Here is a 22,551-nt window from a genome sequence, read left to right as displayed (position 1 = left end):
CTTGGACACCGGCATTCTGATCCTGCGTCTGCTGGTGGGCCTGCTCGTCGCCGGCCACGGGGTGCAGAAGATCAGCTCACACCTCGGCGGCAGGGGACTCGACGGCGGCACGGAGGAGTTCCGCGCCGACGGATTCCGCGGCGGAGCCCTCACCGCACTGGCGGCGGGCGGTGGCCAGATCGGATCGGGTCTGCTGCTCGCCGTCGGCCTTCTGACCCCGCTCGCCGCCACCGGGGCCATCGGGGTCATGACCGTCGCCCTCACCGTGAAATGGCACAACGGCCTCTGGGTGCAGAACGACGGCTACGAGTACCCGCTCGTCCTCATCGGCACCGCCGCCGCCCTCGCCGCCACCGGACCCGGCGCATGGTCCCTCGACGCGGCCCTCGGCCTCACGCCGTACCCGCTGTGGTGGGCGGCCCTCGCGCTCGTGGCCGGTCTCGGCAGTGGACTGCTCACCCGGCTCGTCCTCCACCGGCCCGCCGCCCCGGCGATCGCCGATCGCTGAGCGCGAGCCGCGCAGACCGGTCCGGCCGCCCGCGTACCCCTGACCGGGCGGCCGGGCCATCCCACCCTCTCTCCCGAACAGGAGCACCCGATGGACACGCTCACGACCCCGCACGGCGGCGGTCAGCCGCTGCTGCACCAGAAGGGCGCCGAGACCCAGACGTTCGGCACGCTCAAGCAGCTGCCGATCGGCCTCGGTCACGACACCCGCATGTACGCCTGCCAGCGGCTGAACCGCGTACTCGCCGACACGCAGATCCTCTACTCCCTCTACAAGAAGCACCACTGGCTCATGCGCGGGGCGACCTTCTACTCGCTCCACCTCATGTTGGACAAGCACGCGGAGGCCCAACTGGCCATCGTGGACGCGTTGGCCGAGCGGATCCAGAGCCTCGGCGGCGTCGCGGTCGGAGACCCGCGCCACGTCGCGGAGCTGACGGCGATACCCCGGCCGCCGGACGGCGTCGAGCCGGTGCCCGTCATGCTGTCGCGGCTCCTCGACGCGCACGAGCGGATCCTGATCGACGCGCGGGACGCCGCCGCCCGGATCTCGGGCGAGGGCGACGAGGGCAGCGCCGACCTGCTCGTCTCCGAAGTCATCCGCACCGGCGAGGCACAGGCGTGGTTCCTGGCCGAGCACCTCGTGGACACCCCGCTGGTACGCGGCTGATGGACTCGTACGACGTCGTCGTGGTCGGCGGGGGTCCGGCCGGCGAAGTCGCCGCCGGCCGCGCCGTCGGGTCGGGGCTGACCGCCGTCGTCGTCGAGGCCGAGGCGGTCGGCGGCGAGTGCTCCTACCGTGCCTGCGTGCCGAGCAAGGCCCTGCTGCGACCCGGCGCCGCCCGTGCGGCGGCCCGGTCGGTCGACGGGGCCCGGCAGGCGGTCACGGCGGCACTCGACCCGGCCCGCGTCCTGGCCCGGCGTGACCGTTTCACCGGGCGCGGTGACGACACCGGCCAGGCCGACTGGCTCGACGGTGCGGGCATCGCGCTCGTACGGGGGCACGGACGGCTCGCCGGTGAGCGCCGGGTGGAGGTGACCGGGGTCGACGGCACGGTCCGTACCCTGCGGGCCCGGCGAGCGGTCGTGGTCTGCACCGGCACGGAGCCCGCCCTTCCGCCGGTCGAAGGGCTCGACCGGATCGGAGTGTGGACCAGCCGGCAGGCCACCACGGCCGACGCCGTGCCCGAGCGGCTCGTCGTCATCGGCGGGGGAGTGGTGGCCTGTGAGATGGCCACCGCGTGGCGCTCGCTCGGCTCCTCCGTCACTCTGCTGGTCCGTGACCAGGCCCTTCTGACCGATTGGGAGCCGTGTGCCGGCGAAGAGGTCGCCCGGGGGCTGAGCGATCTGGGCGTCACGATCCGCTTCGGTGTGTCGGCCGTCCGGGTCGCCCGTGACGCCGACACCCGCACGGTGACCGTGAACACGGACGACGGCACCGCCCTCGTCTGCGACGAGGTCCTCGCCGCCGTCGGCCGTCGACCGCGCACCGCAGACCTCGGCCTGGACTCCGTCGGACTGCCGGCAGGCGACTGGCTCCCGGTCGACGACACCTGTCTGGTCACCGCGGTCGAGGGCGCATGGCTCTACGCCGTCGGCGACGTGAATCACCGTGCGCCGCTGACCCACATGGCCAAGTACCAGGCCCGTGCCTGCGCGGCGGCGATCGCCGAGCGGGCAGCAGGGCGCCCGGCCGTCACCGGCGGCCGGCAGCCGTGGAGCGCGGAGGCCGACCACATCGCCGTCCCGCAGGCCGTCTTCACCCGTCCCGAGGTCGCGAGCGTCGGTCTCACGGAACGCGCGGCACGCGAAGCGGGTTTCGCGGTACGGGCGGTGGAGTACCGCATCGACGACGTCGCGGGAGCCGCGCTGTACGCGGACGACTACCGCGGTCGCGCCAAGCTCGTCGTCGACGAGACGCGGGGAGTCGTCGTCGGCTGCACGCTCACGGGCCCGATGGCTACCGAACTCATCCACACGGCCACCGTCGCCATCGTGGGAGAGATCCCGCTCGAACGCCTGTGGCACGCCGTGCCCGCCTTCCCGACGGTGAGCGAGGTCTGGCTGCGCCTCCTTGAGGCGTACCGCCTCTGAGGCGAAGCCCCGCCCGACCGCCGCGCCCCCCGCCCGCCCCCGAATGCTTCACCACCTGACAAGGAAACCCCCATGCACCCCAAGAGACGCACCCTCGCCCTCGCCCTGCCTGCCACGCTGGCCGCCCTGATGGGCGCCGCACCCGCCGCACCCGCCGCACCCGCGAGCGGCCCGGCCGCCGCCGGCGCCGACCGGCACGGACCCAAGCCCACGATCGTCCTGGTCCACGGGGCGTTCGCCGACGCCTCCAGCTGGAACGGCACGATCAGACGGCTGCAGCACGCCGGCTACCCCGTCCTGGCCCCCGCCAACCCGCTGCGCGGTCTCGCCGCGGACACCGCCTACCTGCGCAGCGTGCTGGCCGCCGTCGAGGGACCCGTCGTCCTGGTCGGCCACTCCTACGGCGGCGCCGTCATCAGTGGAGCCGCGCTCGGCGACAGCCGTGTGAAGGCTCTCGTCTACATCGCCGCGTTCACCCCGGACAAGGGCGAGAGCGCGGCCCAGCTCGCCGCCAAGTTCCCCGGCTCCACCCTCGGCGAGACGGTGAACCCGCGGTCGTACCCGCTGCCCGGAGGTGGCACCGGCACCGAACTCGTCATCGAACGGGCCAGGTTCCACGGGCAGTTCGCCGCCGACGTGCCCGCCGCCGAAGCGGCGGTCATGGCCGCGACCCAGCGCCCGGTCGCCACCGCCGCGCTGGAGGAGAAGGCCGGGGAAGCGGCCTGGAAGACGATCCCGTCCTGGGCGCTGATCGCCACCTCCGACAGGAACATCCCGCCGGCCGCCGAGCGGTGGATGGCCCGGCGCGCCGGTTCGCACATCACCGAAGTGGACGCGTCGCACGCCGTGGCCGTCTCCCGCCCCGCTGTGGTCACCCACGTGATCCTCGCAGCCGCGCGGGCGACCCGCTGACGCCCCGCCCCGTCCCGTACACCCCCTGAAGGAGAACCCCTCATGAAGAACCGTCCGGTCCTCGAACCCGCCGCCCAGGCTTTCGCCGACGCCACCGCCCAACCGCCGTACCTCTACCAGATCCCCGTGACGGACGGCCGTAAGGCCGTGGACGGCGTCCAGAGCGGTGAGGGCGTCCCCCTGCCCGCCGTCGACGAGGAATGGGTCACCGTCCACGGCGGTCCCACCGGCGACGTCCGCGCCCGGATCGTCCGCCCCCGCGGCGCGACCGGCCCGCTCCCGGTCATCCTCTACATCCACGGCGCCGGCTGGGTCTTCGGCAACGCCCGAACCCACGACCGGCTCGTCCGCGAACTCGCCGTCGGCACCGGGGCGGCCGTCGTCTTCCCCGAGTACGACCTCTCGCCGGAGGCCCGCTACCCCGTCGCCATCGAGCAGAACTACAGCGTCGCCCAGTGGATCGCCCGCGAGGGCCACCACAAGGACCTCGACGGCACGCGGATCGCCGTCGCGGGCGACTCGGTCGGCGGCAACATGAGCGCCGCCCTCACCCTCATGGCCAAGCAGCGCGGCGACGTCATGTTCCTCCAGCAGGTTCTCTTCTACCCGGTCACCGACTCGAGCTTCGACACCGACTCGTACCACGCCTTCGCCGAGGGCTACTTCCTGCGCCGCGACGCCATGAAGTGGTTCTGGGACCAGTACACGACCGCCGAGGCCGAGCGGGCCCAGATCACCGCCTCTCCGCTGCGCGCCACCACCGAACAGCTCACCGGCCTGCCGCCCGCCCTGGTCATCACTGCCGAGGCCGACGTCCTGCGCGACGAGGGCGAGGCGTACGCGGCGAAGCTCCGTGCCGCTGGCGTCCCCGTCACCGCCCTTCGCGTCCAGGGGGCCATCCACGACTTCGTCCTGCTGAACGCACTGCGCGAGACGCGGGCCGCGGAACTCGCCATCGGTCTCGCCACCGACACCCTGCGCAAGGCTCTCGCATGACCGGGCCGGCGACGAGCATGCCGGTGGCGGGTCTCGTCCCCGCCCCGCGTCGGGAGCACGAGCACGCCGACCTCCTCGTCCGTAACGCCAAGGTCTTCACCGGTGACCCCGACCGGCCCGAGGCCCGCGCCGTCGCGATCCGCGACGGTCGGGTCGCGGCCCTCGGCGACGACCACGACCTCGCCCACCTCGTCGGGCAGGGGACCAAGGTCGTCGACGCCCTCGGCCGCAGGGTGATACCCGGCCTCAACGACTCGCACCTCCATGTCATCCGGGGCGGCCTGAACTACGTACTGGAGCTGCGCTGGGACGGGGTGCGCAGTCTGCGCCACGCCCTGGCCATGCTGCGCGAGCAGGCCGGTCGCACCCCCAAGGGGCAGTGGATCCGCGTCGTGGGCGGCTGGACCGCCGAACAGTTCGCCGAACGCAGGATGCCGACCGTCGCCGAGCTGAACGCCGCCGCGCCCGACACCCCGGTGTTCGTCCTTCACCTGTACCAGTCGGCGCTGATGAACCGGGCCGCCGTCAAGGCCGCCGGATTCACCCGGGAAACCCCCGACCCGCGCGGCGGGCAGATCGTACGCGGTCGGGACGGAGAACCCAATGGTGTCCTCCTCGCCGCCCCGAGCGCCCTCATCCTGTACTCGACCCTGGCCAAGGCGCCGGCCTTGGACGAGGCCGACAAGCGGACGTCGACGCGCCACTTCCTGCGCGAGCTGAACCGCTTCGGACTGACGTCCGCGGTCGACGCCGCCGGCGGGTTCCAGAACTTCCCCGACAACTACGCCACGGTCGTCGACCTCGCCAGGTCGGGGGAGCTGACCCTCCGGATCGCGTATCACCTGTTCCCGCAGACGGCCGGTCAGGAGCTCGCCGACCTGAAGCGGTGGACCGAGATGGTCAAGCCCGGGGACGGGGACGAGTGGCTCCGGCTCAACGGCGCGGGCGAGAACCTGACCTGGGCCGCCGCCGACTTCGAGAACTTCTCCGAACCCCGGCCCGAACTCGCCGCCGGCTACGAGACCGAATTCGAGAGCGCCGTCCGTCTTCTCCTCGAGAACGGCTGGGGCTTCAGGCTCCACGCGACCTACGACGAGACGATCCGCCGTGACCTGGCCGTCTTCGAGAAGCTCGCGGCGGAAGGGCTCTTCCCCGGCGGCAACCGCTGGCTCTTCGATCACGCCGAGACCGTCTCGGCCGGGAGCCTGGAACGGATCGCGGCCCTCGGCGGCGCACTGTCCGTGCAGAACCGGATGTCCTTCCAGGGCACCGCCTTCCTCGACCGCTACGGCGCCGAGGCCGCCGCCCACACCCCGCCGGTCCGGGCCATGCTCGACCGGGGCCTGACCGTCGCCGCCGGAACCGACGCCACCCGCGTCTCCTCGTACAACCCCTGGGTCGCTCTCCACTGGCTGGTCACCGGGCGCACCGTCGGCGGCACGGCCCTCTACCCGGCCGGGAACCTGATCGACCGGGAGACCGCCCTCGGCCTCTACACCCGGGGCGGAGCACGGCTCACCGGCGAGCAGGACGTCAAGGGAACCCTTCGAGCGGGCTGCTACGGCGACCTCGCGATCCTCTCCGACGACTTCCTGACCGTGCCCGAGGACGTCATTCCCGACATCGAGTCCGTCCTCACCGTCGTCGGCGGCCGCATCGTCTACGCCTCCGTCGAGTACGAGGGTCTCGACGAGGCCGCCCCGCCGGTCACCCCGGAGTGGAGCCCCGTGGCCCACTTCGGCGGCTACCAGAGCGGCGCCCGCCAGGCATCGGCCGTGGCCGAGGCCGTCGCCGAGTCCGAGCAGCACCGCCGCTGGCGCGTCGCCCGCGGCTCCGTCCCCGACACGACGCCGTCCTTCGTCGATCCCTGCTTCGAGCACTGAAAGAGAGATTCACCCGATGTCCGCAGCCTCCCCCGCCGCCGGCAGCGGCGACACTCCGGCGACCTCGCCGGACGCGCTCCCGGGACGCCGTTTCGAACCGGACCTCCGGTCGATGACGCGGATCAACCTGCGCCCCATCGCCTCACCCATGCCGCTCGGCTTCTTCACGATAGCCATCGCCTCCGTGATGACGGGCTGCCTCCAGCTCGGGCTCCTCGACGAGGCGGCCCGTGCCGCCGTCGCCTACACCGTGCTGCCGGCCTTCATCCTCCAACTCCTGGTGAGTTTCCTGGCCTTCGGCGCCCGCGACGTGATCGCGGCGACGCTGATGGCGGTCTTCGCCGGCAGCTGGCTGCCCTACTCGCTCATCATGCTCAGCGGCGCGGCCGACGGCCTTCAGGTCCTCGGCGTCTTCAATCTGGCGCTCCTCTGCTTCGGGGCCCTGATGACCGCCGTGACCCGGCCCAAGCGCGCGCTGTGGCTCGTCCTCGCGGTCTCCCTGCCTCGTTGGGCGGCCACCGGTCTCGGGGGCATCACCGGCGCCGAATGGCTCACCCGCACGTCCGGGGCGCTCGGCCTCCTGGTGGCGCTCGTCGCGATGTACACGGCCTTCGCGCTGATGCTCGAGGACATGCGCAGCGAGCAGGTCCTGCCCATCGGCCGCAGCGGCCCCGCGCACCTCGCCGTGGAAGGCGACCTGGCCGTCCAGCTCCGCAACCTGGAACGCCAGGCGGGCGTGCGCCGCACGCTCTGACCGCGCCCACCCACCCCGTCCCACCACGACCGCACAGGAGCACCCATGGAACCGCAGGTGACGGACCGGCCCCAGAGGTCCCGGTACGAGATCCTCGCCGGCGACGACGGCACCGAGACCGCGGGCTTCGCCGAGTACCACCTCTCGGAGGGCGAGATCGCCTTCCTCCACACCGAGATCGACAGCCGGTTCGCCGGCCAGGGCTTGGGCGGTCTCCTCGCCAGGGGAGCGCTCGACGACGCCCGGGCCCGTGCGCTGCGCGTCCTGCCGTACTGCCCCTTCATCCGGGGCTGGATCGGCAAGCACCCCGAGTACACCGATCTGGTGCCCGAGGCGAGGCGTGCCCGCTTCGGCCTGTGAAGCACCGCGCATCCATCTCCCCCAGCCCCAGCCCCAGCCCCAGCCCCAGCCCCAGTCCCAGCCCAGTCCCATCCCCGTCACGTACCGAGGAGTTCCCCCATGTCCCGACACGCCCGCCCCACCGTCGTCCTGGTCCACGGCGCCTTCGCCGACGCCTCCAGCTTCGCCCGCGTCATCCCCGAACTGACCGCCGCCGGCATGGAAGTGGTGGCCCCGGCGGTGCCCAATCGCGGCCTCGTCGACGACGCCGCCTACATCGCCTCGGTGATCCGCGCCGTCGAAGGCCCCGTGATCCTGGTCGGACACTCCTACGGCGGCGCCGTCATCACCCTCGCCGGCACGGAGGACAACGTCCGCGCGCTGGTCTACCTGGCCGGATACGCCTTGGAAGAGGGCGAGAGCCTCGGCGAGCTGCAGGGCCGCTTCCCCGACTCCGGCCTCGCCGACGCGCTCGTCTACACACCCTTCCCCGTGGCCGGCTCCACCGAGACCGGCACCGACGTCTCGGTGGAGATCGAGAAGTTCCCCGCCCTCTTCGCGGCGGACGTCGACCCCGACCTCGCCGCGGTGCTCGCCGTCTCCCAGCGCCCCCTGGCCGCACGGGCCTTCTCGGAGGCGGCGCCTGTCGCGGCCTGGAAGACCAAGCCCTCGTGGGGCCTGGTCGCCTCCTCCGACCGCACGATCAACCCCGATGTGGAGCGCTACGGCTACGAGCGCGCAGGCATGACCACCGTCGAGGTCGACTCCTCCCACCTGGTCATGCTCGCCCGGCCCAAGGCCGTGGTGGAGCTGATCCAGGACGCGGCCCGGTCCACCACCTACTGACCCGATCGTTCGAGATCGAACGATTAGTCGATTTTATTCGGGCGCTGATAGCTTCTGACCGCCCCCGAGAACACTTCGGCGGGCGATCGGAGGAGATACGCCCATGAGGTTCGGCGCGAGGCTCGCGCTCGCCGTCATCACCCTCGCCGCCCTTGCCACCGCCTGCGGTGTTCCGCAGGACGGTGGTCCGCAGTCGCACACCGCTGCGGACTGCGGGCCGTACGCCAGGTACGGCAAGCACCCTGGTACCAAGGTCACCGTCTACGCGGAGAACCGGGACCGGGAGGCCGACCTGTTCGAAGAGACCTGGGCGGACTTCGCGGACTGCACGGGAATCGACGTCCACTACGAGGGGGACGGGGAGTTCGAGGCCCGGATCCAGCTCCGGGTCGACGGCGGGAGTGTGCCTGACGTGGCGTTCTTCCCGCAGCCCGGGCTCCTGGAACGCTTTGCGCGGGCGGGCGAGCTCAAGCCCGCGAGCGCCGGGGTCGTGGCCCTCGCGAAGCAGGGCTGGTCGGCGGACTGGAACAGCTACGCGACCGTGAACGGCACCCTCTACGGCACGCCGCTGGTCGCGAACGTGAAGTCGTTCGTCTGGTACTCGCCGAAGTTCTTCCGCGAGAGGGGACTGAGCATTCCCCGTACGTGGTCCGAGCTGATGGCCGTGACGGAGAAGGTCGCGGCGTCGGGCGTCAAGCCGTGGTGCGCGGGCATCGAGTCCGCCGAGGCGACCGGCTGGCCTGTGACGGACTGGATCGAGGACGTCCTGCTGCGTCAGCAGGGCACGGGCGTCTACGACCAGTGGGTCGCACACACGATCCCGTTCAACGACCCGCGGGTGATCAAGGCCATGGACACCGTGGGGTCCGTCCTCAAGAACGACCGGTACGCCAACGGCGGTTTCGGCCCGGCCCGTTCGATGGCGTCGATCTCCTTCCAGGAGGCCGGCACACCGATTCTCTCCGGCGACTGTGCGATGCACCGCCAGGCCTCGTTCTATGCCGACATGTGGCCGAAGGGCACCGAGATCGGACCGGACAAGGACGTCCACGCCTTCCTCCTGCCGGGGGCCGAACCGGCCAACCGCCCCGTACTGGGCGGTGGAGTGTTCACCGCGGCGTTCGCCGACCGTCCCGAAGTGCGGGCCTTCCAGGAGTATCTGGCCTCTGCGGGCTTCGCGAACGCGCGTATGAAGAAGGGCCCGTTCGTCTCGGCGAACAAGGGCGTGGATCCGGCGAATGCCGCCACCCCGGTCGACAGGCTCTCGATCCAGCTGCTCCAGGATCCCAGGACGCAGTTCAGGTTCGACGGTTCGGACCTGATGCCCGCGTCGGTCGGCGCCGGGACGTTCTGGAAGGGAGCCGTCGACTGGATCGGCGGCGCGAGCACCCGTCAGGTCGCCGACTCCGTCGAACGGTCCTGGCCGAGCCACTGATGTCGTTCGACGCCGTCGCCCAGCAGCCCAAGCTGCTGTACCTGCTCCAGGGCGTCGCCGCCTTCGCGGCGGTGGTCTCCCTGATCCTGCTTGCGCTGCACCGAGGGCCGGTTCGGAGAAGGGCCGCGGCCCTGCTCCTGCTGGCCCCCGCGCTGCTGCTGCTCACGGTCGGTCTCCTCCTGCCCGGTCTGCGCACCCTGGCCCTGTCGTTCACCGACAGCGGGGGAGACGCGTGGGCCGGCTTCGACAACTACGTGTGGATGGTCACCGACCCCCGGGCGATGGTGGCGCTGCGCAACACCCTGGCGTGGGTGGTGCTCGTGCCGCTCCTTGCGACCTCCGTCGGTCTGCTCTACGCGGCGGCCGTCGTACGGTCGCGGTTCAGAGCGTTCGCGCTGTCCCTCGTCCTGATGCCGATGGCGATCTCCTTCGTCGGCGCGGGTGTCGTCTGGAGGTTCGTCTACGCCTACCGCCCCGCGGAGGCCGGGCAGATCGGGCTGCTGAACCAGCTCGTCGTCGCCTTCGGCGGTGAACCGAGGCAGTGGCTCGTGGACTCTCCCTGGAACGTCCTGTTCCTCATCGTGGTGATGGTGTGGACGCAGGCGGGCTTCGCGGCCGTCCTGCTGGCCGGCGCGATCAGGGCCGTTCCCGGAGAGCTGACCGAGGCGGCCCGACTCGACGGCGCGTCCCCCCTGCAGATCTTCTGGCAGATCACCATGCCGTCGATCAGGCCCACCCTGCTCGTCGTCGTCCTCGCCCAGACGATCGGCACCTTCAAGGCCTTCGACATCGTCAAGACCATGACCGGCGGACAGTTCGACACGGGCGTCCTCGCCCACGAGATGTACGACCAGGCCTTCCGCTACGGCGAGACGGGCCGCGGCGCGGCGCTCGCCGTGCTCCTCTTCGTCCTCGTGACCCCCTTCGTCGCCCACCAGGTCCGAGCACAGCGGAGGGCGGTGTGAACGGCGTCCGGGAGCGTCTGGCCTCCCGCGCCTTCACGTCGGTAGCCGTGGTGATCGCGGTCCTCTGGACGACACCGACCCTCGGCCTCCTGCTCTCCTCGTTCCGCCCCGAGGAGGAGATCAAGACGACGGGCTGGTGGACCGTGTTCGGTACGCCGCATCTCACGCTCGACAACTACGGCGAGGTGCTGTCCGGCGGCGGAAACGGGTCGGGGCGGCTCGCGGAGCACTTCGTCAACTCCGTCGTCATCACCCTTCCCTCGGTGCTGTTCCCGCTCGTGCTGGCGTTCTTCGCGGCGTACGCCCTGGCCTGGATCGACTTCAGGGGGCGGGACGCCCTCGTCGTCGGCATCTTCGCGCTCCAAGTCGTGCCGCTCCAGATGGCGCTCGTCCCGCTCCTGAAGCTGTTCTCCCAGGGCTGGCTGTTCCTGCCCGCGTGGAACCTCACCGGTCCCGCGCGGTTCGGCCAGGTCTGGCTCGCCCACACGGTCTTCGCGCTGCCCTTCGCGGTGTTCCTCCTGCACAACTTCCTGGCGGGGCTGCCCCGGGACCTGATCGAGGCCGCCCGCGTCGACGGCGCGTCGCACGGGGCGCTGCTGCTCCGGATCGTGCTGCCGCTGGCCCGCCCGGCCCTGGTCTCCTTCGCGATCATCCAGTTCATCTGGGTGTGGAACGACCTCCTCGTGGCACTGACCCTGTCGGGCGGGACGGCCGAGACCGCGCCGATGACGGTCAGACTGGCGAGCCTGGCCGGGACGTACGGCAACGAGTGGCAGCGGCTCACCGCAGGAGCCTTCGTGGCGGCGTTCGTCCCGCTGCTCGTCTTCTTCTCCCTCCGGCGGCACTTCGCACGGGGACTGCTCGCCGGATCGGTCAAGGGATGAGCCCCGACCGGCCCGAGGGAGAAGGCATGGCGGTGCCCGGGAGCGCGGCCCTGAGCCGGCCCGGGCTGCGGGGCCGCGAAGCCGAGCTGGAGCGGCTGCGCGCCCTGGTCGATGCGGTGCACGACGGCGAGGGAGGCGCGATCGCGCTGCTCCTGGGCGAGCCCGGGATCGGGAAGACCGTGCTGCTGCGGGAGACCGTCTCGTTCGCGCGGGCCCAGGGGTTCGTCGTCAGCCATGGACGTGCCGAGGAACTGCACGAGCTGGCTCCGCTCGCCTCACTGGCCTCCGGCCTCCTCCACGGTGACCCGCCGCTGCTGTCCAGCACGGACTTCGCAGACCTCGCGGGCCACCACGACCAGCGCATCTGGCTCGTCGAACGGCTGGCCCAGCTGATCGAGGAACGCTCGGCGGGCACGCCCGTGCTGATCGCGGTCGACGACGTCCAATGGGCCGACCCGCTGAGCCGGTTCGCCCTGAGTGTCATGCCGGCACGGCTGCTCAGCTCCCCGGTCCTCTGGCTGCTCACGGGCAGAGAGGACCCGGAGCTGTACGGGCAGGGGCCGCGGACGACGACCCTCCCCCTCCGCCCGCTGTCCGACACGGCCCTGGCCGAGCTGGCACGGGACGTCCTCGGCGGGAACGTGCCGGCGCGGGTCGCGGAACTTCTCGACGGGGCGGGAGGCAACCCCTTCCTCGCGGCCGAGACGCTCACGGGCATCGCGGCGTCGGGCGCGGACGCGCCGGAGCCGCCGGAGCGGCTGGTCCTCGGTGTACGCGACCGGCTGGCCGATCTCCGGCCGGACACTCTCCACTTCCTCCGGATCGGCTCGGTCCTCGGCCGCGCGTTCTCGCTCGCGGACGCCGCCGCCCTGTGCGGCCGGCCCGCCTCCGGACTCAGCGCCGAAGTGGACGAGGCGATCGCCGCCGCCCTGCTCCACGACGACGGCGAACGCCTCCTGTTCCGCCACGACCTGCTCCGTCAGGCGGTGTACGCCGATCTCGCCCCCTCCGTACGCCGAGCGCTCCACCGTGAGGCCGCGAGCCGGCTCGTCGCGGCGGGCCGGAGCTCCACCGACGCGGTCCCGCATCTGCTGAAGAGCGCCGAACCCGGCGACCAGGAGGCGATCGGGCTGCTCGGAACGGCCGCCGCGGACGTGATCGCCGTGATGCCCGACCTCGCCGCCGACCTGGCCGTACGCGCCCTGGAACTCGTACCGCCCCACGCGCCCATGGTGTTCGACGTGGGAGAACGGGCCATCGTCGCGCTGACCCGCGCGGGCCGGTACACCCAGGCGCGGGATATCGGCGACACGCTGCTCGCCCGGCAGCCGCCCCTGGACGTCTTCGCCCGTCTGCAGTCCGTACTCGGCGACACGCTGTGGCACCTCGACGACGTCCACGAGCTGACCCGCCGCTCGACGGCAGCACTGGCAGCTGTCACCGACCCGACGATCCGCGCCCGGCTCACCGCCCGGCAGGCCCTCGCCCGGTCCCGCGGGAGCGACCTCGGGGCTGCTCGCGAGACCGGCGAACGGGCGCTCGCCGAGGCGGAGCGGTCCGGTGACCGGGAGGCACGTGTCCTCGCGCTGTGGGGCCTCGGCGAGATCGCCCTCAACGCGGGCGACTGCGCCGCCGCCGTCGAACACCACACGGCGCTCAGCGTGTTCGACACGGCCTTCCTGCCCGAGGAGGCCGTCGCCCGGATCCACATGGACGACTTCGACACCGTCCGGCGACTGCTCCGGACGGCGGGCGACGCTCCCCTGCGCCCCGCCATGCTGATCTGGGCCCAGGGCACCCTGAACATGGGGCTCGGCCGGCTCGACGACGCGGACGCCGACTTCGTCACCGCCGAGCGGCTCGAAGCGGACCTCCACGTGCCCAGCAACCTGGTCAACGTCCGCGTCAACCGCGGCCTCCTCGCGATGCTGCGCGGCGACCGCGAAGCCGTGCGGGGACACCTGGACGTCGTGCGGGCGACCGTGGCCGAGCGACCGAACACGGGCAACCACGCCACCCACCAGTACGTCGAGGCCGTCGTCGCCGACGCCGACGGAGACCACGCGGCAGCGGCCGAACTGGTCCGATCCGTGCAGCGAGACCATCCCTTCCTCCGATGGCGGCTCCTGCGCCCCCATGTCGTTCAGGCCGTGCGGATCGCCCTGCGCGGCGGGGACCGGGACCTGGCCGAGGACCTCGCGGCCCAGGCGGCAGAGCACGCCGCCCGCAACCCTTCCGTGCCGACCGCACAGGGGACGGCCGCCCACGCGGCCGGCCTGCTGCACGCCGATCACGGACTCCTGGAGCGATCGGTCCGCGTCCTCCTCACCGGCCCCCGGCCGCTGCTCCTCGCCGCCGCGTCCGCCGACCTCGGGCGCGCTCTTCTCGCGGTCGGCGACCCCGCTGCGACACCTGCCCTGACCAGGGCGCACGACATCTACGCCCAGGCCGGGGCCGACGCCGAGGCAGACCAGGTGCGGGCCGATCTGGAACGGGCCACGAGCCGCTCCGGCCGACGCACCGGAGGCCTCCGGCCGCGCCCCGGCCAGGGCTGGGACGCGCTCACGGCCTCGGAACGCAAGGTGGCCCGGCTGATCGCCGCGGGCCACACCAATCGGTCGGCCGCGGAGGCCCTCGTCGTCTCCCCGCACACGGTCAACACCCATCTGGCGTCGATCTTCCGCAAGCTCTCGGTGCGCTCAAGGGTCCACCTGGCCCGGATCGTGCTCGCGGAGGGCGACGCCGGAACAGTCACCGGCGGCTGAGTGACCTCTGCGCCCCCGTGCAAGGTGTGGTGCGCGGTACGGCAACAGGAGGTGCGGGACCGGTCCTAGCGTGACGGGCATGCCGCGCCGCTTCGACGCGCGGACCAGCCGACCCGAATCGAGAAACATCCCCATGCCGTACATCACCGTGGGCCAGGAGAACACCAACCCCATCGAGCTGTACTTCGAGGACCAGGGTGCCGGGCAGCCGGTCGTCCTCATCCACGGCTTCCCGCTCGACGGCCACTCCTGGGAGCGGCAGACCGCCGCCCTGCTGGACGCCGGATACCGTGTGATCACGTACGACCGCCGCGGGTTCGGGCGGTCCTCGCAGCCGACGACCGGCTACGACTACGACACCTTCGCGGCCGACCTGAACACCGTGATGGAGACCCTCGACCTGCGGGACGCCGTCCTCGTAGGGTTCTCCATGGGTACGGGCGAGGTCGCCCGCTACGTGTCCACGTACGGCTCCGCCCGCGTCGCCAAGGTCGCCTTCCTGGCCTCCCTGGAGCCCTGCCTGCTCAAGACCGACGACAACCCGGACGGCGTGGCCCCGAAGGAGTTCTTCGACGGCGTCGTCGCCGCCGTCAAGGCCGACCGCTACGCCTATTACACGGCCTTCTTCAGCGACTTCTACAACCTCGACGAGAACCTGGGCACCCGCATCAGCGAGGAAGCCGTCCGCAACAGCTGGAACACCGCGGCCGGCGGCGGCTCCTTCGCCGCCTCCGCCGCGCCGTCGACCTGGTACACCGACTTCCGCGCCGACATCCCCGCCGTCGACGTGCCCACCCTGATCCTGCACGGCACCGCCGACCGCATCCTGCCGGCCGAGGGCACCGCGCGCCCGTTCCACAAGGCGCTCCCGTCGGCAGACTACGTCGAGATCGAGGGCGCCCCGCACGGCCTGCTGTGGACCCACTCGGAGGAGGTCAACACCGCCCTCCTCGCCTTCCTGGCGAAGTGACGCCGCACCGTTGACCCGCTGGGTGACGCCGGTGCCCCGGCGTCACCCCGGCCCCCGGTCCCGGCGCGGGAACCGGACGAGCCCAGGAGAGCAGACACCCCATGCAGTTCGGCATCTTCACCGTCGGGGACGTGACCCCCGACCCCACCAACGGCCGTACTCCGTCGGAACACGAGCGCATCAAGGCGATGGTCGCCATCGCCCTCAAGGCCGAGGAAGTCGGTCTCGACGTCTTCGCGACGGGCGAGCACCACAACCCGCCGTTCGTCCCGTCGTCGCCGACGACCATGCTCGGCTACATCGCCGCCCGTACCGAGAAGCTGATCCTGTCCACGTCCACGACGCTGATCACCACCAACGACCCGGTGAAGATCGCCGAGGACTACGCGATGCTCCAGCACCTGGCCGACGGCCGGGTCGACCTCATGCTGGGGCGCGGCAACACCGGTCCGGTCTACCCGTGGTTCGGACAGGACATCCGCCAGGGCATCAACCTCGCCAAGGAGAACTACACGCTGCTGCGCCGGCTGTGGCGCGAGGACGTCGTGGACTGGGAGGGCACGTTCCGTACGCCGCTCCAGGCCTTCACGTCGACACCCCGGCCCCTGGACGGCGTCCCTCCCTTCGTCTGGCACGGATCCATCAGGTCCCCCGAGATCGCGGAACAGGCCGCCTTCTACGGCGACGGCTTCTTCCACAACAACATCTTCTGGCCGGCCGACCACACCAGGCGCATGGTGCAGCTCTACCGGCGCCGGTTCGCGCACCACGGCCACGGCCGGCCGGAGGACGCCATCGTCGGCCTGGGCGGACAGGTCTTCATGCGCAAGAACTCCCAGGACGCCGTACGGGAGTTCCGTCCCTACTTCGACAACGCTCCCGTGTACGGCCACGGCCCTTCGCTGGAGGACTTCACCGAGCAGACCCCGCTGACGGTGGGCTCTCCCCAGCAAGTCATCGAGCGGACCCTGTCGTTCCGGGAGAGCGTCGGCGACTACCAGCGCCAGCTGTTCCTGATGGACCACGCGGGCTTGCCTCTGAAGACCGTCCTTGAACAGCTGGACATCCTCGGCGAAGAGGTCGTGCCCGTGCTGCGGAGGGAATGTGTCAAGGGGCGTCCGGCGGACGTGCCGGAGGCCCCCACGCACGCTTCCCTTCGAGCCGGCCGGGAGGTGTCCGCCGCATGAAGCTGATCGTCGTCTCCGCGGGGCTGAGCACCCCCTCCTCCACCCGCCTGCTCGCGGACCGGCTGACCGAGGCGGCCCGCGACGAACTCGCCGCCCGGGGGCAGGCGCCGTCGACCGAGGTCGTGGAGCTGCGGGAACTGGCCGGCGACATCGCCAACCACCTCGTGACCGGATTTCCGCCGCCGCGACTGAGCGCCGCGATCGACGCGGTGACGGCGGCCGACGGCCTGGTCGTGGTGACTCCTGTGTTCGCGGCTTCCTACAGCGGTCTCTTCAAGTCCTTCTTCGACGTGATCGATCCGGACGCCCTCTCCGGGAAGCCGGTCCTGACCGCGGCGACGGGCGGTACCGCCCGCCACTCCCTGGTCCTTGAGCACGCCGTGCGCCCGCTCTTCGCCCACCTCCGCGCCGTCGTCGTCCCCACCGCCGTGTTCGCGGCCTCCGAGGACTGGGGCTCGGTGGGAGACGAGTACACCGACGGCCTGCCCGGCCGCGTCCGCCGGGCGGGCGTCGAGCTCGCCGCGCTCATGGCGGCGCGCCCGGTCGGTGAACAGCCCGAGGACGATGTCACCGTCCTCGAACGGCAACTCGCCGACCTGCGCTTCGACTGAGACGGGCCTCTGGGCCGGGCGACGGCGGGGTGGTTCATATGGTTCATACTGTTCCGCCGTATGAGCGTGAACCGAGTGACGACAAGGACCGTGCCCGAGGGACTCGAGGGTGTACGGACGCCCCTCCGCGGCAGGGACGCCGAACTGGCGTTCATCGAGGCGCGGCTCGACGCGCTCGACCGGGGCGAAGGCGGGATCATCCGCGTCGAAGGCCCCGTCGGCATCGGCAGGTCCAGGATCCTCGCGGAGGCCGCGGCAGCCGCGAGGCGGCGCGGGACGAGGGTGTTCGAGGGAGCGGCGGACCCCGACGAACAGTTCGTGCCGCTCGGCCCGCTCCTCGACGGTCTGCTCTCCGGCGAGGAACCCCTCTCGGGCGCCGTCCGCCTCAGGGACCTCGCCACGACACCCGGCCAGCGCTTCTGGCTGCTCCAGGAACTGGGGGACCGTCTGCGGGAGACGGCTCGAAACGGCCCGCTGCTCGTCGTCCTCGACGACCTCCAGTGGTGCGACGACCTGACCCTTCTCACCTTCAACACCCTCGCAGCCGGACTTTCGTCGCACGCCATCCTGTGGCTGGTCGCCGTGCGAGGCGGCAGCGTGCCGTCGGGAGTGCGCACGACCCTGGACAGGATCCGGCAGGCAGGCGCACGAGAGCTGGCGCTGGGAGCGCTGGACGACCGGGCCACCACACGGATCACCGAGGACGTCCTCGGCGCCGCTCCCGAACCGGACGTACTCCGGGTCGTCCGTCGCGCCGAAGGGGTCCCGCAGCTGCTGGTCGCGCTGCTCGGCTCGCTGCGGGAGGCAGTGACGATCGAGAACGGCTCGGCCAGGCTGTCGGCCGGACCCCCCGCCCCACGGGAACTCCCCTCTGTCGTGCGCCGCCTCGACCAGCTGTCCGACGAGGCACGGGCGCTGGTGCAGACGGCGGCCGCCGTGGGCGGCCCGGCCACCGTCGCGCTGCTGGCCGAACTGCTCGGCCGATCCCCGGCGGCGCTCATCACAGCGGTACGGGAATCCCTCGACGCTGATCTGCTCGTTGAAAGTGGCGATCACCTCGCCTTCCGCCACGACCTGATCCGCGAGGCGGTGGAAGCCGGCCTCCCCCTGCCCCTGCGTCAGGCCCTGCGTGCTCAAGCCGCCGAGCTGCCGCCGGGGAGCGCGGCCTCCCCCGTCGAGCGTCCCGGGCCGTCGGCCGGGAGAGCACCGGCAGATGCGGCGGAGGCCGACCGGCTGCGCACCGCCGCGGTGGAACTTGCGGCCACCGCTCCCGGCCCCGCCGCGGAACGCAGTCTCAAGGCCCTGGAACTCACCACGGCGGACGCTCCGGAGCGGCCGCGGGTCATCGCCGAGACGATCCCGCTGCTCTGGCAGACGGGCCGAGCCGCCCAGGCGGGTGAGCTGGGGGCCTCCGCCCTGGTGACCGGCGCTCTCGGACCAGAGGACGAGGCACGCATACGCCTCGCCCTGGCACGCCTCGCCGTACCGTTCGACTTCTCCGAGGCGGTCCGCCAGGCCCGCGCCGGGGCGGCACTGCCCGGAATCCCCGTGGACTTGAGGGGGCGGCTGCTCGCCATGCTCGCTGTCGGTCTGTCGATGTCGGGCGAGCACTCGGCGGCCGAGCAGGTCGCCGTGGAGGCATGGGAGACCGCAGCGGCAGCGGGGGACCGCTCCGCCGAGGCCACGTTGACGACGGTCCGCTCGGCAGTGAGTTTCCACCGCATGGACTTGACCGAGGCGTTCCGGCAGGCCGAGCGGTCCGCCGCGCTGGCCGACGCCCTGGGCGTCAGCACCTCGCTGTGGGTTCCGGAGGCCTTGTGGCACGCTCTCCTGTCGAACACCACCGGGCGCTCCGCGGAGGCGCTCGCCGCCGCGGAGGAGGGCATCCGGATCACGAGGGAGCAGGGCCGGACGGCGGCCACCGGTATGTGGCTCATGACCCGCTCCCGCATCCTTCTGGAGGCCGGACGGCTGACGGACGCCCGGGCCGACGCCGAAGCCGCGGCCGCGACGACCGACGATCTCGGCCCGGGCAACCTCGCCGACGTCACGCTCCGGTACGTGATGATGCGCGTCGCCCTCCACACCGACGACCAGCAGACCGCACGAGCGTATGCGGTGGAGGCGAGGCGCATGCGGAGCGACGGCGCACCCGTCGTCCGGCACTTCGGCTCCTGGATGCTGGCACTGATGGCCGACTTCGAAGGCCGGCCCGACCGTGCCATGGCCGAACTCGACGAGGTGATGACATCGCCCGTCGCGGACCGGCCGGCCTACGCCGGCTTGGTCGACCCCGCCGACGCCCCGGTACTCGTCCGCCTGGCGCTGCGTGCCGGCGCGCACGAACGGGCCGCCCAGGCAGTGGCCCTGGCCGAGCGACTGGCCGTGCTCAACCCCGACCTCACGTTCCTGGCCGCCACCGCCACGCACGCCCGGGGGCTCCTCGACAACGACCTCGCCCCTCTCGTACGTGCCGTCCGGCTGTACGAGGACTGCCCTCGGCCGTTGGCCCGGGCGTCGGCACTGGAGGACGCCGGACGCAAGGTCGCGGCCACCCGCAAGTCCGAAGCGGTGCCGTACTTCGACACGGCCCTCGCGCTCTACGCGCGAGCGGGCGCCGAGCGGGACGTCGCTCGCGTCCGCCGGCGCCTGCGGGCCGCCGGGGTCCGCCGCCGGCCCTCGACGGCCGGGCTCTCCGGTGCGTGGCCTGAGCTGACGGCCGCGGAGACAAGGGTGGTACGGCTCGTGGCCCGTGGGCTGACCAACCAACAGGTGGCCGAGCACCTCTCCCTCTCGCCGCACACGGTGAGTTCGCACCTGCGACGGGCCTACACCAAGCTGGACATCTCCTCGCGCGTGGAGCTGACCCGGCTGGTGAAGCGTCGTGACAGCGGAGAGTAGTCGCTTCGTATCCCCTGTGGGCGTCGTGACAATGGACGATTCATGTGATGTGCCGGCGTCGTCGCTTCCTCAGAATGATCAAGAGCCGCGGAATGGAGAAGTCCGCGGGGAACCATTGATCGAGAGAGGAACAGCGCATGACCGTAAGGCTCCAGCGAGCCCGCCCCGGCAGCCCCGAGCTCCAGGCGCTCGTCGACGAGCTCGCCGAGCGGCTCGGCCGGTCCGTCGCCGTCGACGACCCGCTGGTCCGCATGGTCTGCACGAGCCGCCACTTCGGCGACGAGGACCCGGTCCGCATCGGCACCCTGTTGCAGGGCCGCGCCGACAACGCGACCATCCGGTACGTCCTCGCCCAGGGCGTGACCCAGTGGTCCCGAGCCGGATTCATCGACGGCCGTGACGATCTCGGACTGCTGCCCCGTTACGTCGTGCCCCTGCGTGAGCGCGGGCATCTCCTCGGACTGCTCCTGGTGGTCGTGCCCGACAAGACGCTCGCAGAGCACGAGACGCGTGCCATCGCCCGGGCCGCGGACGCCATGGCCGCCCAGATGCACGGCGAGCACATCGCCACCGACACCCGGAAGACCGACGAGCGGGACCTCGTCCTCGAACTCGTCGGCACCGACGTCGCCGCCCGTACCACCGCACGGCGGCGAGGCAAGGAACTCGGACTGCTCGGAGCAGCCGAGCACGTCCTGGTCACCATCGTCCAGCTGAGCTGCGCGACCGAGCTCGTGCGGCAGTCCGAGGCGGCCCTGTGGGGAGCGCTCGAGGGGTTCCGGCAGACGCGTACGGCTCAGGGCATCATCGCGATCGGCAAGGAGCGGGCGACACTGCTCCAGCTGCGCGACCGCCCACCCGGCCAGGACGAGGTCACCGCACAGTCCGCTCGTATCCTGGACGAACTCCGCACCTTCCTGGGCCCGTCGGCGGACCCCGTGATCGGCGTCGGGGGCCGGCACCCCAGCCTGGACGACACATGGACGTCGTACGAGCAGGCGCTCGTGGCGGCACGCGCGGCACGCCGGGTGCCCACCCTGAAGGGCGCCGGTGACTGGGACCTGCTCGGGGAGCTCGCGGTGCTGCTCCAGCTCCCCGAGCACGCCCTGAACGCGTCCTTGGTCCCGAAGCCGCTCCGTACCCTGAGCGGCACCCATGGCGGCGACCGCCTGCGGGACACCCTGCGCTGCTTCCTCGAACACGCGGGATCGATTCCCCGGACCGCGGACACGCTGGGAATCCACCGCACCTCGCTCTACTACCGCCTGCGCCAGATCCAGGAGATCACCGGACTGGACCTCGACGACGGCGCCCACCGGCTCACTCTGCACCTCGGCCTCAGGATCGAGGAACTCCTCGCGCCGGGCGGCGGCGGGGCCGTCTGACCACGGACCCGCTTCGACAAAGCGAGGAGGATTCACGGCCCGATTCCTACAGCTCGCGGTGGTGCGGGCGGCGGGCCGCATTCGATGATGTTCGGGACGGGCGGGACCGAAGTACCGCCTCTGACCAGGGGAGAGGTCATGAAGGAACTGATCACGACGGACGGCGTACGGCTCGCGTACCAGGACACCGGCGGCGCGGGCGTCCCGCTGGTGATGCTGCACGGCTGGGGGCAGACGCAGGCGATGTTCCGCCACCAGATCGGGGGGTTGGCGCCCGGCCGTCGCGTCGTCACCGTCGACCTCCGCGGCCATGGGAAGTCCGGCAAGCCGCGTCACGGCTACCGCATCGCCCGGCTCTCCCGCGATGTCCTCGAACTCGTCGACCATCTCGGTCTCGACCGTTTCGACGCACTGGGCTGGTCCATGGGTGTCTCGGTGTGGTGGAGCTTCATCGACCAGTACGGGACCGGACGGATCCGGCGCTTCGTCGCCGTCGACCAGCCCGCGGCGGTCGCCGCCGTGCCCTGGATGACCGAGCGGGAACAGCGGGACTCCGGCGCCATCTTCGATGTGTCGGGGCTGCTGTACCTGGGGGCGGCCCTCGCGGGGCCGGAGGGCGACACGGTCCGCGCCGACTTCGTGCGCGGCATGTTCTCCGGCGAGCCCGACCCCGAGGTGCTGGCCTTCGTCGGCGAGGAGATCCGGTCGACACCCGCCTACGCGGGCGTACCGCTGCTGTTCGACCACTGCGCTCAGGACTGGCGGGACGTGCTTCCCCGGATCGATGTGCCGACCCTGGTGATCGGCTGCGAGGGAAGCCATGTGCATCCCGATTCGCAGCGCTTCGTCGCCGAGCGGATTCCCGGCGCACGCCTGCACGTCTTCGCCTCCGACGTGGCGAGCTCGCACTTCCCCTTCCTGGAGAACCCGCCGGCCTTCAACGCCGTCGTGGAGAAGTTCCTGGCCGAGGAGCCGGCGAACGGGGCGTGAATCTGCCCCCCGCCGCCCGCACCTACGGCTAGGAAGGAATCCCATGCCCCTCACACTGATGTCTCGTGCGCCCGAACGGGTCCCCCGGCAAGCGCCCGATCCGGCCTCGCCCTCCTCCCGCTCGGGG

19 protein-coding genes are annotated in these 22,551 nt (G+C 71.8%); all 19 read left to right on the top strand.

Annotation, left to right across the window (positions count from 1 at the left end):
* Nucleotide 1 precedes the first annotated feature (1 nt).
* A complete protein-coding gene (locus ABT034_RS23120; protein WP_351218117.1) occupies nt 2-508 on the top strand; it encodes a DoxX family protein in 507 nt (168 codons plus the stop codon).
* Between the two features lie 90 nt (nt 509-598).
* The gene (locus ABT034_RS23115; RefSeq protein WP_351218115.1) at nt 599-1,177 is read left to right on the top strand and encodes a Dps family protein; all 579 of its coding nucleotides are present in this window, start codon (nt 599-601) and stop codon (nt 1,175-1,177) included.
* Nucleotides 1,177-2,601, top strand: a complete 1,425-nt coding sequence (locus tag ABT034_RS23110) for a dihydrolipoyl dehydrogenase family protein (protein WP_351218113.1) — start codon at nt 1,177-1,179, stop codon at nt 2,599-2,601. The genes ABT034_RS23115 and ABT034_RS23110 overlap by 1 nt, the downstream gene beginning before the upstream one ends.
* A 72-nt stretch (nt 2,602-2,673) precedes the next feature.
* Nucleotides 2,674-3,513 carry an alpha/beta fold hydrolase gene (locus tag ABT034_RS23105; protein WP_351218111.1) on the top strand — a complete coding sequence of 280 codons (840 nt, stop codon included), beginning with the start codon at nt 2,674-2,676 and terminating at the stop codon, nt 3,511-3,513.
* A gap of 42 nt (nt 3,514-3,555) precedes the next feature.
* The gene (locus ABT034_RS23100) at nt 3,556-4,509 is read left to right on the top strand and encodes an alpha/beta hydrolase (RefSeq protein WP_351218109.1); all 954 of its coding nucleotides are present in this window, start codon (nt 3,556-3,558) and stop codon (nt 4,507-4,509) included.
* Nucleotides 4,506-6,392 (top strand): amidohydrolase, encoded by a 1,887-nt coding sequence (locus ABT034_RS23095; protein WP_351218107.1) that lies wholly within the window; start codon nt 4,506-4,508, stop codon nt 6,390-6,392. The genes ABT034_RS23100 and ABT034_RS23095 overlap by 4 nt, the downstream gene beginning before the upstream one ends.
* A gap of 16 nt (nt 6,393-6,408) precedes the next feature.
* Nucleotides 6,409-7,146, top strand: a complete 738-nt coding sequence (locus ABT034_RS23090) for a GPR1/FUN34/YaaH family transporter (RefSeq protein WP_351218105.1) — start codon at nt 6,409-6,411, stop codon at nt 7,144-7,146.
* 45 nt (nt 7,147-7,191) lie between these two features.
* On the top strand, nt 7,192-7,506 hold the full coding sequence (locus tag ABT034_RS23085) for a GNAT family N-acetyltransferase (RefSeq protein WP_351218103.1): 315 nt from the start codon (nt 7,192-7,194) through the stop codon (nt 7,504-7,506).
* A 99-nt stretch (nt 7,507-7,605) separates the two neighbouring features.
* The gene (locus ABT034_RS23080) at nt 7,606-8,331 is read left to right on the top strand and encodes an alpha/beta fold hydrolase (RefSeq protein ID WP_351218101.1); all 726 of its coding nucleotides are present in this window, start codon (nt 7,606-7,608) and stop codon (nt 8,329-8,331) included.
* Nucleotides 8,332-8,434: 103 nt separating this feature from the next.
* A complete protein-coding gene (locus ABT034_RS23075) occupies nt 8,435-9,766 on the top strand; it encodes an ABC transporter substrate-binding protein (protein WP_351218099.1) in 1,332 nt (443 codons plus the stop codon).
* Nucleotides 9,766-10,731 carry a carbohydrate ABC transporter permease gene (locus ABT034_RS23070; protein WP_351218097.1) on the top strand — a complete coding sequence of 322 codons (966 nt, stop codon included), beginning with the start codon at nt 9,766-9,768 and terminating at the stop codon, nt 10,729-10,731. The genes ABT034_RS23075 and ABT034_RS23070 overlap by 1 nt, the downstream gene beginning before the upstream one ends.
* Entirely contained in the window at nt 10,728-11,615 is an 888-nt protein-coding gene (locus ABT034_RS23065; RefSeq protein WP_351218095.1) for a carbohydrate ABC transporter permease, read from the top strand. Before ABT034_RS23070 ends, ABT034_RS23065 begins: the two co-directional genes overlap by 4 nt.
* Complete coding sequence (locus tag ABT034_RS23060) at nt 11,612-14,380, top strand: helix-turn-helix transcriptional regulator (protein ID WP_351218093.1); 2,769 nt, start codon at nt 11,612-11,614, stop codon at nt 14,378-14,380. The genes ABT034_RS23065 and ABT034_RS23060 overlap by 4 nt, the downstream gene beginning before the upstream one ends.
* A gap of 133 nt (nt 14,381-14,513) precedes the next feature.
* Complete coding sequence (locus ABT034_RS23055) at nt 14,514-15,350, top strand: alpha/beta fold hydrolase (RefSeq protein ID WP_351218091.1); 837 nt, start codon at nt 14,514-14,516, stop codon at nt 15,348-15,350.
* A gap of 101 nt (nt 15,351-15,451) precedes the next feature.
* Complete coding sequence (locus ABT034_RS23050; protein WP_351218089.1) at nt 15,452-16,537, top strand: LLM class flavin-dependent oxidoreductase; 1,086 nt, start codon at nt 15,452-15,454, stop codon at nt 16,535-16,537.
* Nucleotides 16,534-17,148 (top strand): FMN reductase, encoded by a 615-nt coding sequence (locus ABT034_RS23045; RefSeq protein WP_351218087.1) that lies wholly within the window; start codon nt 16,534-16,536, stop codon nt 17,146-17,148. Before ABT034_RS23050 ends, ABT034_RS23045 begins: the two co-directional genes overlap by 4 nt.
* Nucleotides 17,149-17,208: 60 nt before the next feature.
* Nucleotides 17,209-20,049 carry a helix-turn-helix transcriptional regulator gene (locus ABT034_RS23040; protein ID WP_351218085.1) on the top strand — a complete coding sequence of 947 codons (2,841 nt, stop codon included), beginning with the start codon at nt 17,209-17,211 and terminating at the stop codon, nt 20,047-20,049.
* Between the two features lie 137 nt (nt 20,050-20,186).
* Nucleotides 20,187-21,434 carry a PucR family transcriptional regulator gene (locus ABT034_RS23035; protein WP_351218083.1) on the top strand — a complete coding sequence of 416 codons (1,248 nt, stop codon included), beginning with the start codon at nt 20,187-20,189 and terminating at the stop codon, nt 21,432-21,434.
* A gap of 138 nt (nt 21,435-21,572) precedes the next feature.
* Nucleotides 21,573-22,424 carry an alpha/beta fold hydrolase gene (locus ABT034_RS23030; RefSeq protein WP_351218081.1) on the top strand — a complete coding sequence of 284 codons (852 nt, stop codon included), beginning with the start codon at nt 21,573-21,575 and terminating at the stop codon, nt 22,422-22,424.
* Nucleotides 22,425-22,551 lie beyond the last annotated feature (127 nt).

Source organism: Streptomyces sp. NPDC002773, from assembly GCF_040295605.1.
In the GTDB taxonomy this organism is placed as follows: Bacteria; Actinomycetota; Actinomycetes; order Streptomycetales; family Streptomycetaceae; genus Streptomyces.
Note: the sequence above shows the minus strand (reverse complement) of the source record. Positions and strands in the feature narration are given on the sequence as shown.

Coding starts and splice junctions, on each gene's coding strand:
- ABT034_RS23055 (WP_351218091.1), top strand. CDS start 14,514: ATGCCGTACATCACCGTGGGCCAGGAGAACACCAACCCCATCGAGCTG.
- ABT034_RS23030 (WP_351218081.1), top strand. CDS start 21,573: ATGAAGGAACTGATCACGACGGACGGCGTACGGCTCGCGTACCAGGAC.
- ABT034_RS23115 (WP_351218115.1), top strand. CDS start 599: ATGGACACGCTCACGACCCCGCACGGCGGCGGTCAGCCGCTGCTGCAC.
- ABT034_RS23070 (WP_351218097.1), top strand. CDS start 9,766: ATGTCGTTCGACGCCGTCGCCCAGCAGCCCAAGCTGCTGTACCTGCTC.
- ABT034_RS23035 (WP_351218083.1), top strand. CDS start 20,187: ATGACCGTAAGGCTCCAGCGAGCCCGCCCCGGCAGCCCCGAGCTCCAG.
- ABT034_RS23050 (WP_351218089.1), top strand. CDS start 15,452: ATGCAGTTCGGCATCTTCACCGTCGGGGACGTGACCCCCGACCCCACC.
- ABT034_RS23075 (WP_351218099.1), top strand. CDS start 8,435: ATGAGGTTCGGCGCGAGGCTCGCGCTCGCCGTCATCACCCTCGCCGCC.
- ABT034_RS23095 (WP_351218107.1), top strand. CDS start 4,506: ATGACCGGGCCGGCGACGAGCATGCCGGTGGCGGGTCTCGTCCCCGCC.
- ABT034_RS23085 (WP_351218103.1), top strand. CDS start 7,192: ATGGAACCGCAGGTGACGGACCGGCCCCAGAGGTCCCGGTACGAGATC.
- ABT034_RS23090 (WP_351218105.1), top strand. CDS start 6,409: ATGTCCGCAGCCTCCCCCGCCGCCGGCAGCGGCGACACTCCGGCGACC.
- ABT034_RS23110 (WP_351218113.1), top strand. CDS start 1,177: ATGGACTCGTACGACGTCGTCGTGGTCGGCGGGGGTCCGGCCGGCGAA.
- ABT034_RS23080 (WP_351218101.1), top strand. CDS start 7,606: ATGTCCCGACACGCCCGCCCCACCGTCGTCCTGGTCCACGGCGCCTTC.
- ABT034_RS23105 (WP_351218111.1), top strand. CDS start 2,674: ATGCACCCCAAGAGACGCACCCTCGCCCTCGCCCTGCCTGCCACGCTG.
- ABT034_RS23060 (WP_351218093.1), top strand. CDS start 11,612: ATGAGCCCCGACCGGCCCGAGGGAGAAGGCATGGCGGTGCCCGGGAGC.
- ABT034_RS23045 (WP_351218087.1), top strand. CDS start 16,534: ATGAAGCTGATCGTCGTCTCCGCGGGGCTGAGCACCCCCTCCTCCACC.
- ABT034_RS23040 (WP_351218085.1), top strand. CDS start 17,209: ATGAGCGTGAACCGAGTGACGACAAGGACCGTGCCCGAGGGACTCGAG.
- ABT034_RS23100 (WP_351218109.1), top strand. CDS start 3,556: ATGAAGAACCGTCCGGTCCTCGAACCCGCCGCCCAGGCTTTCGCCGAC.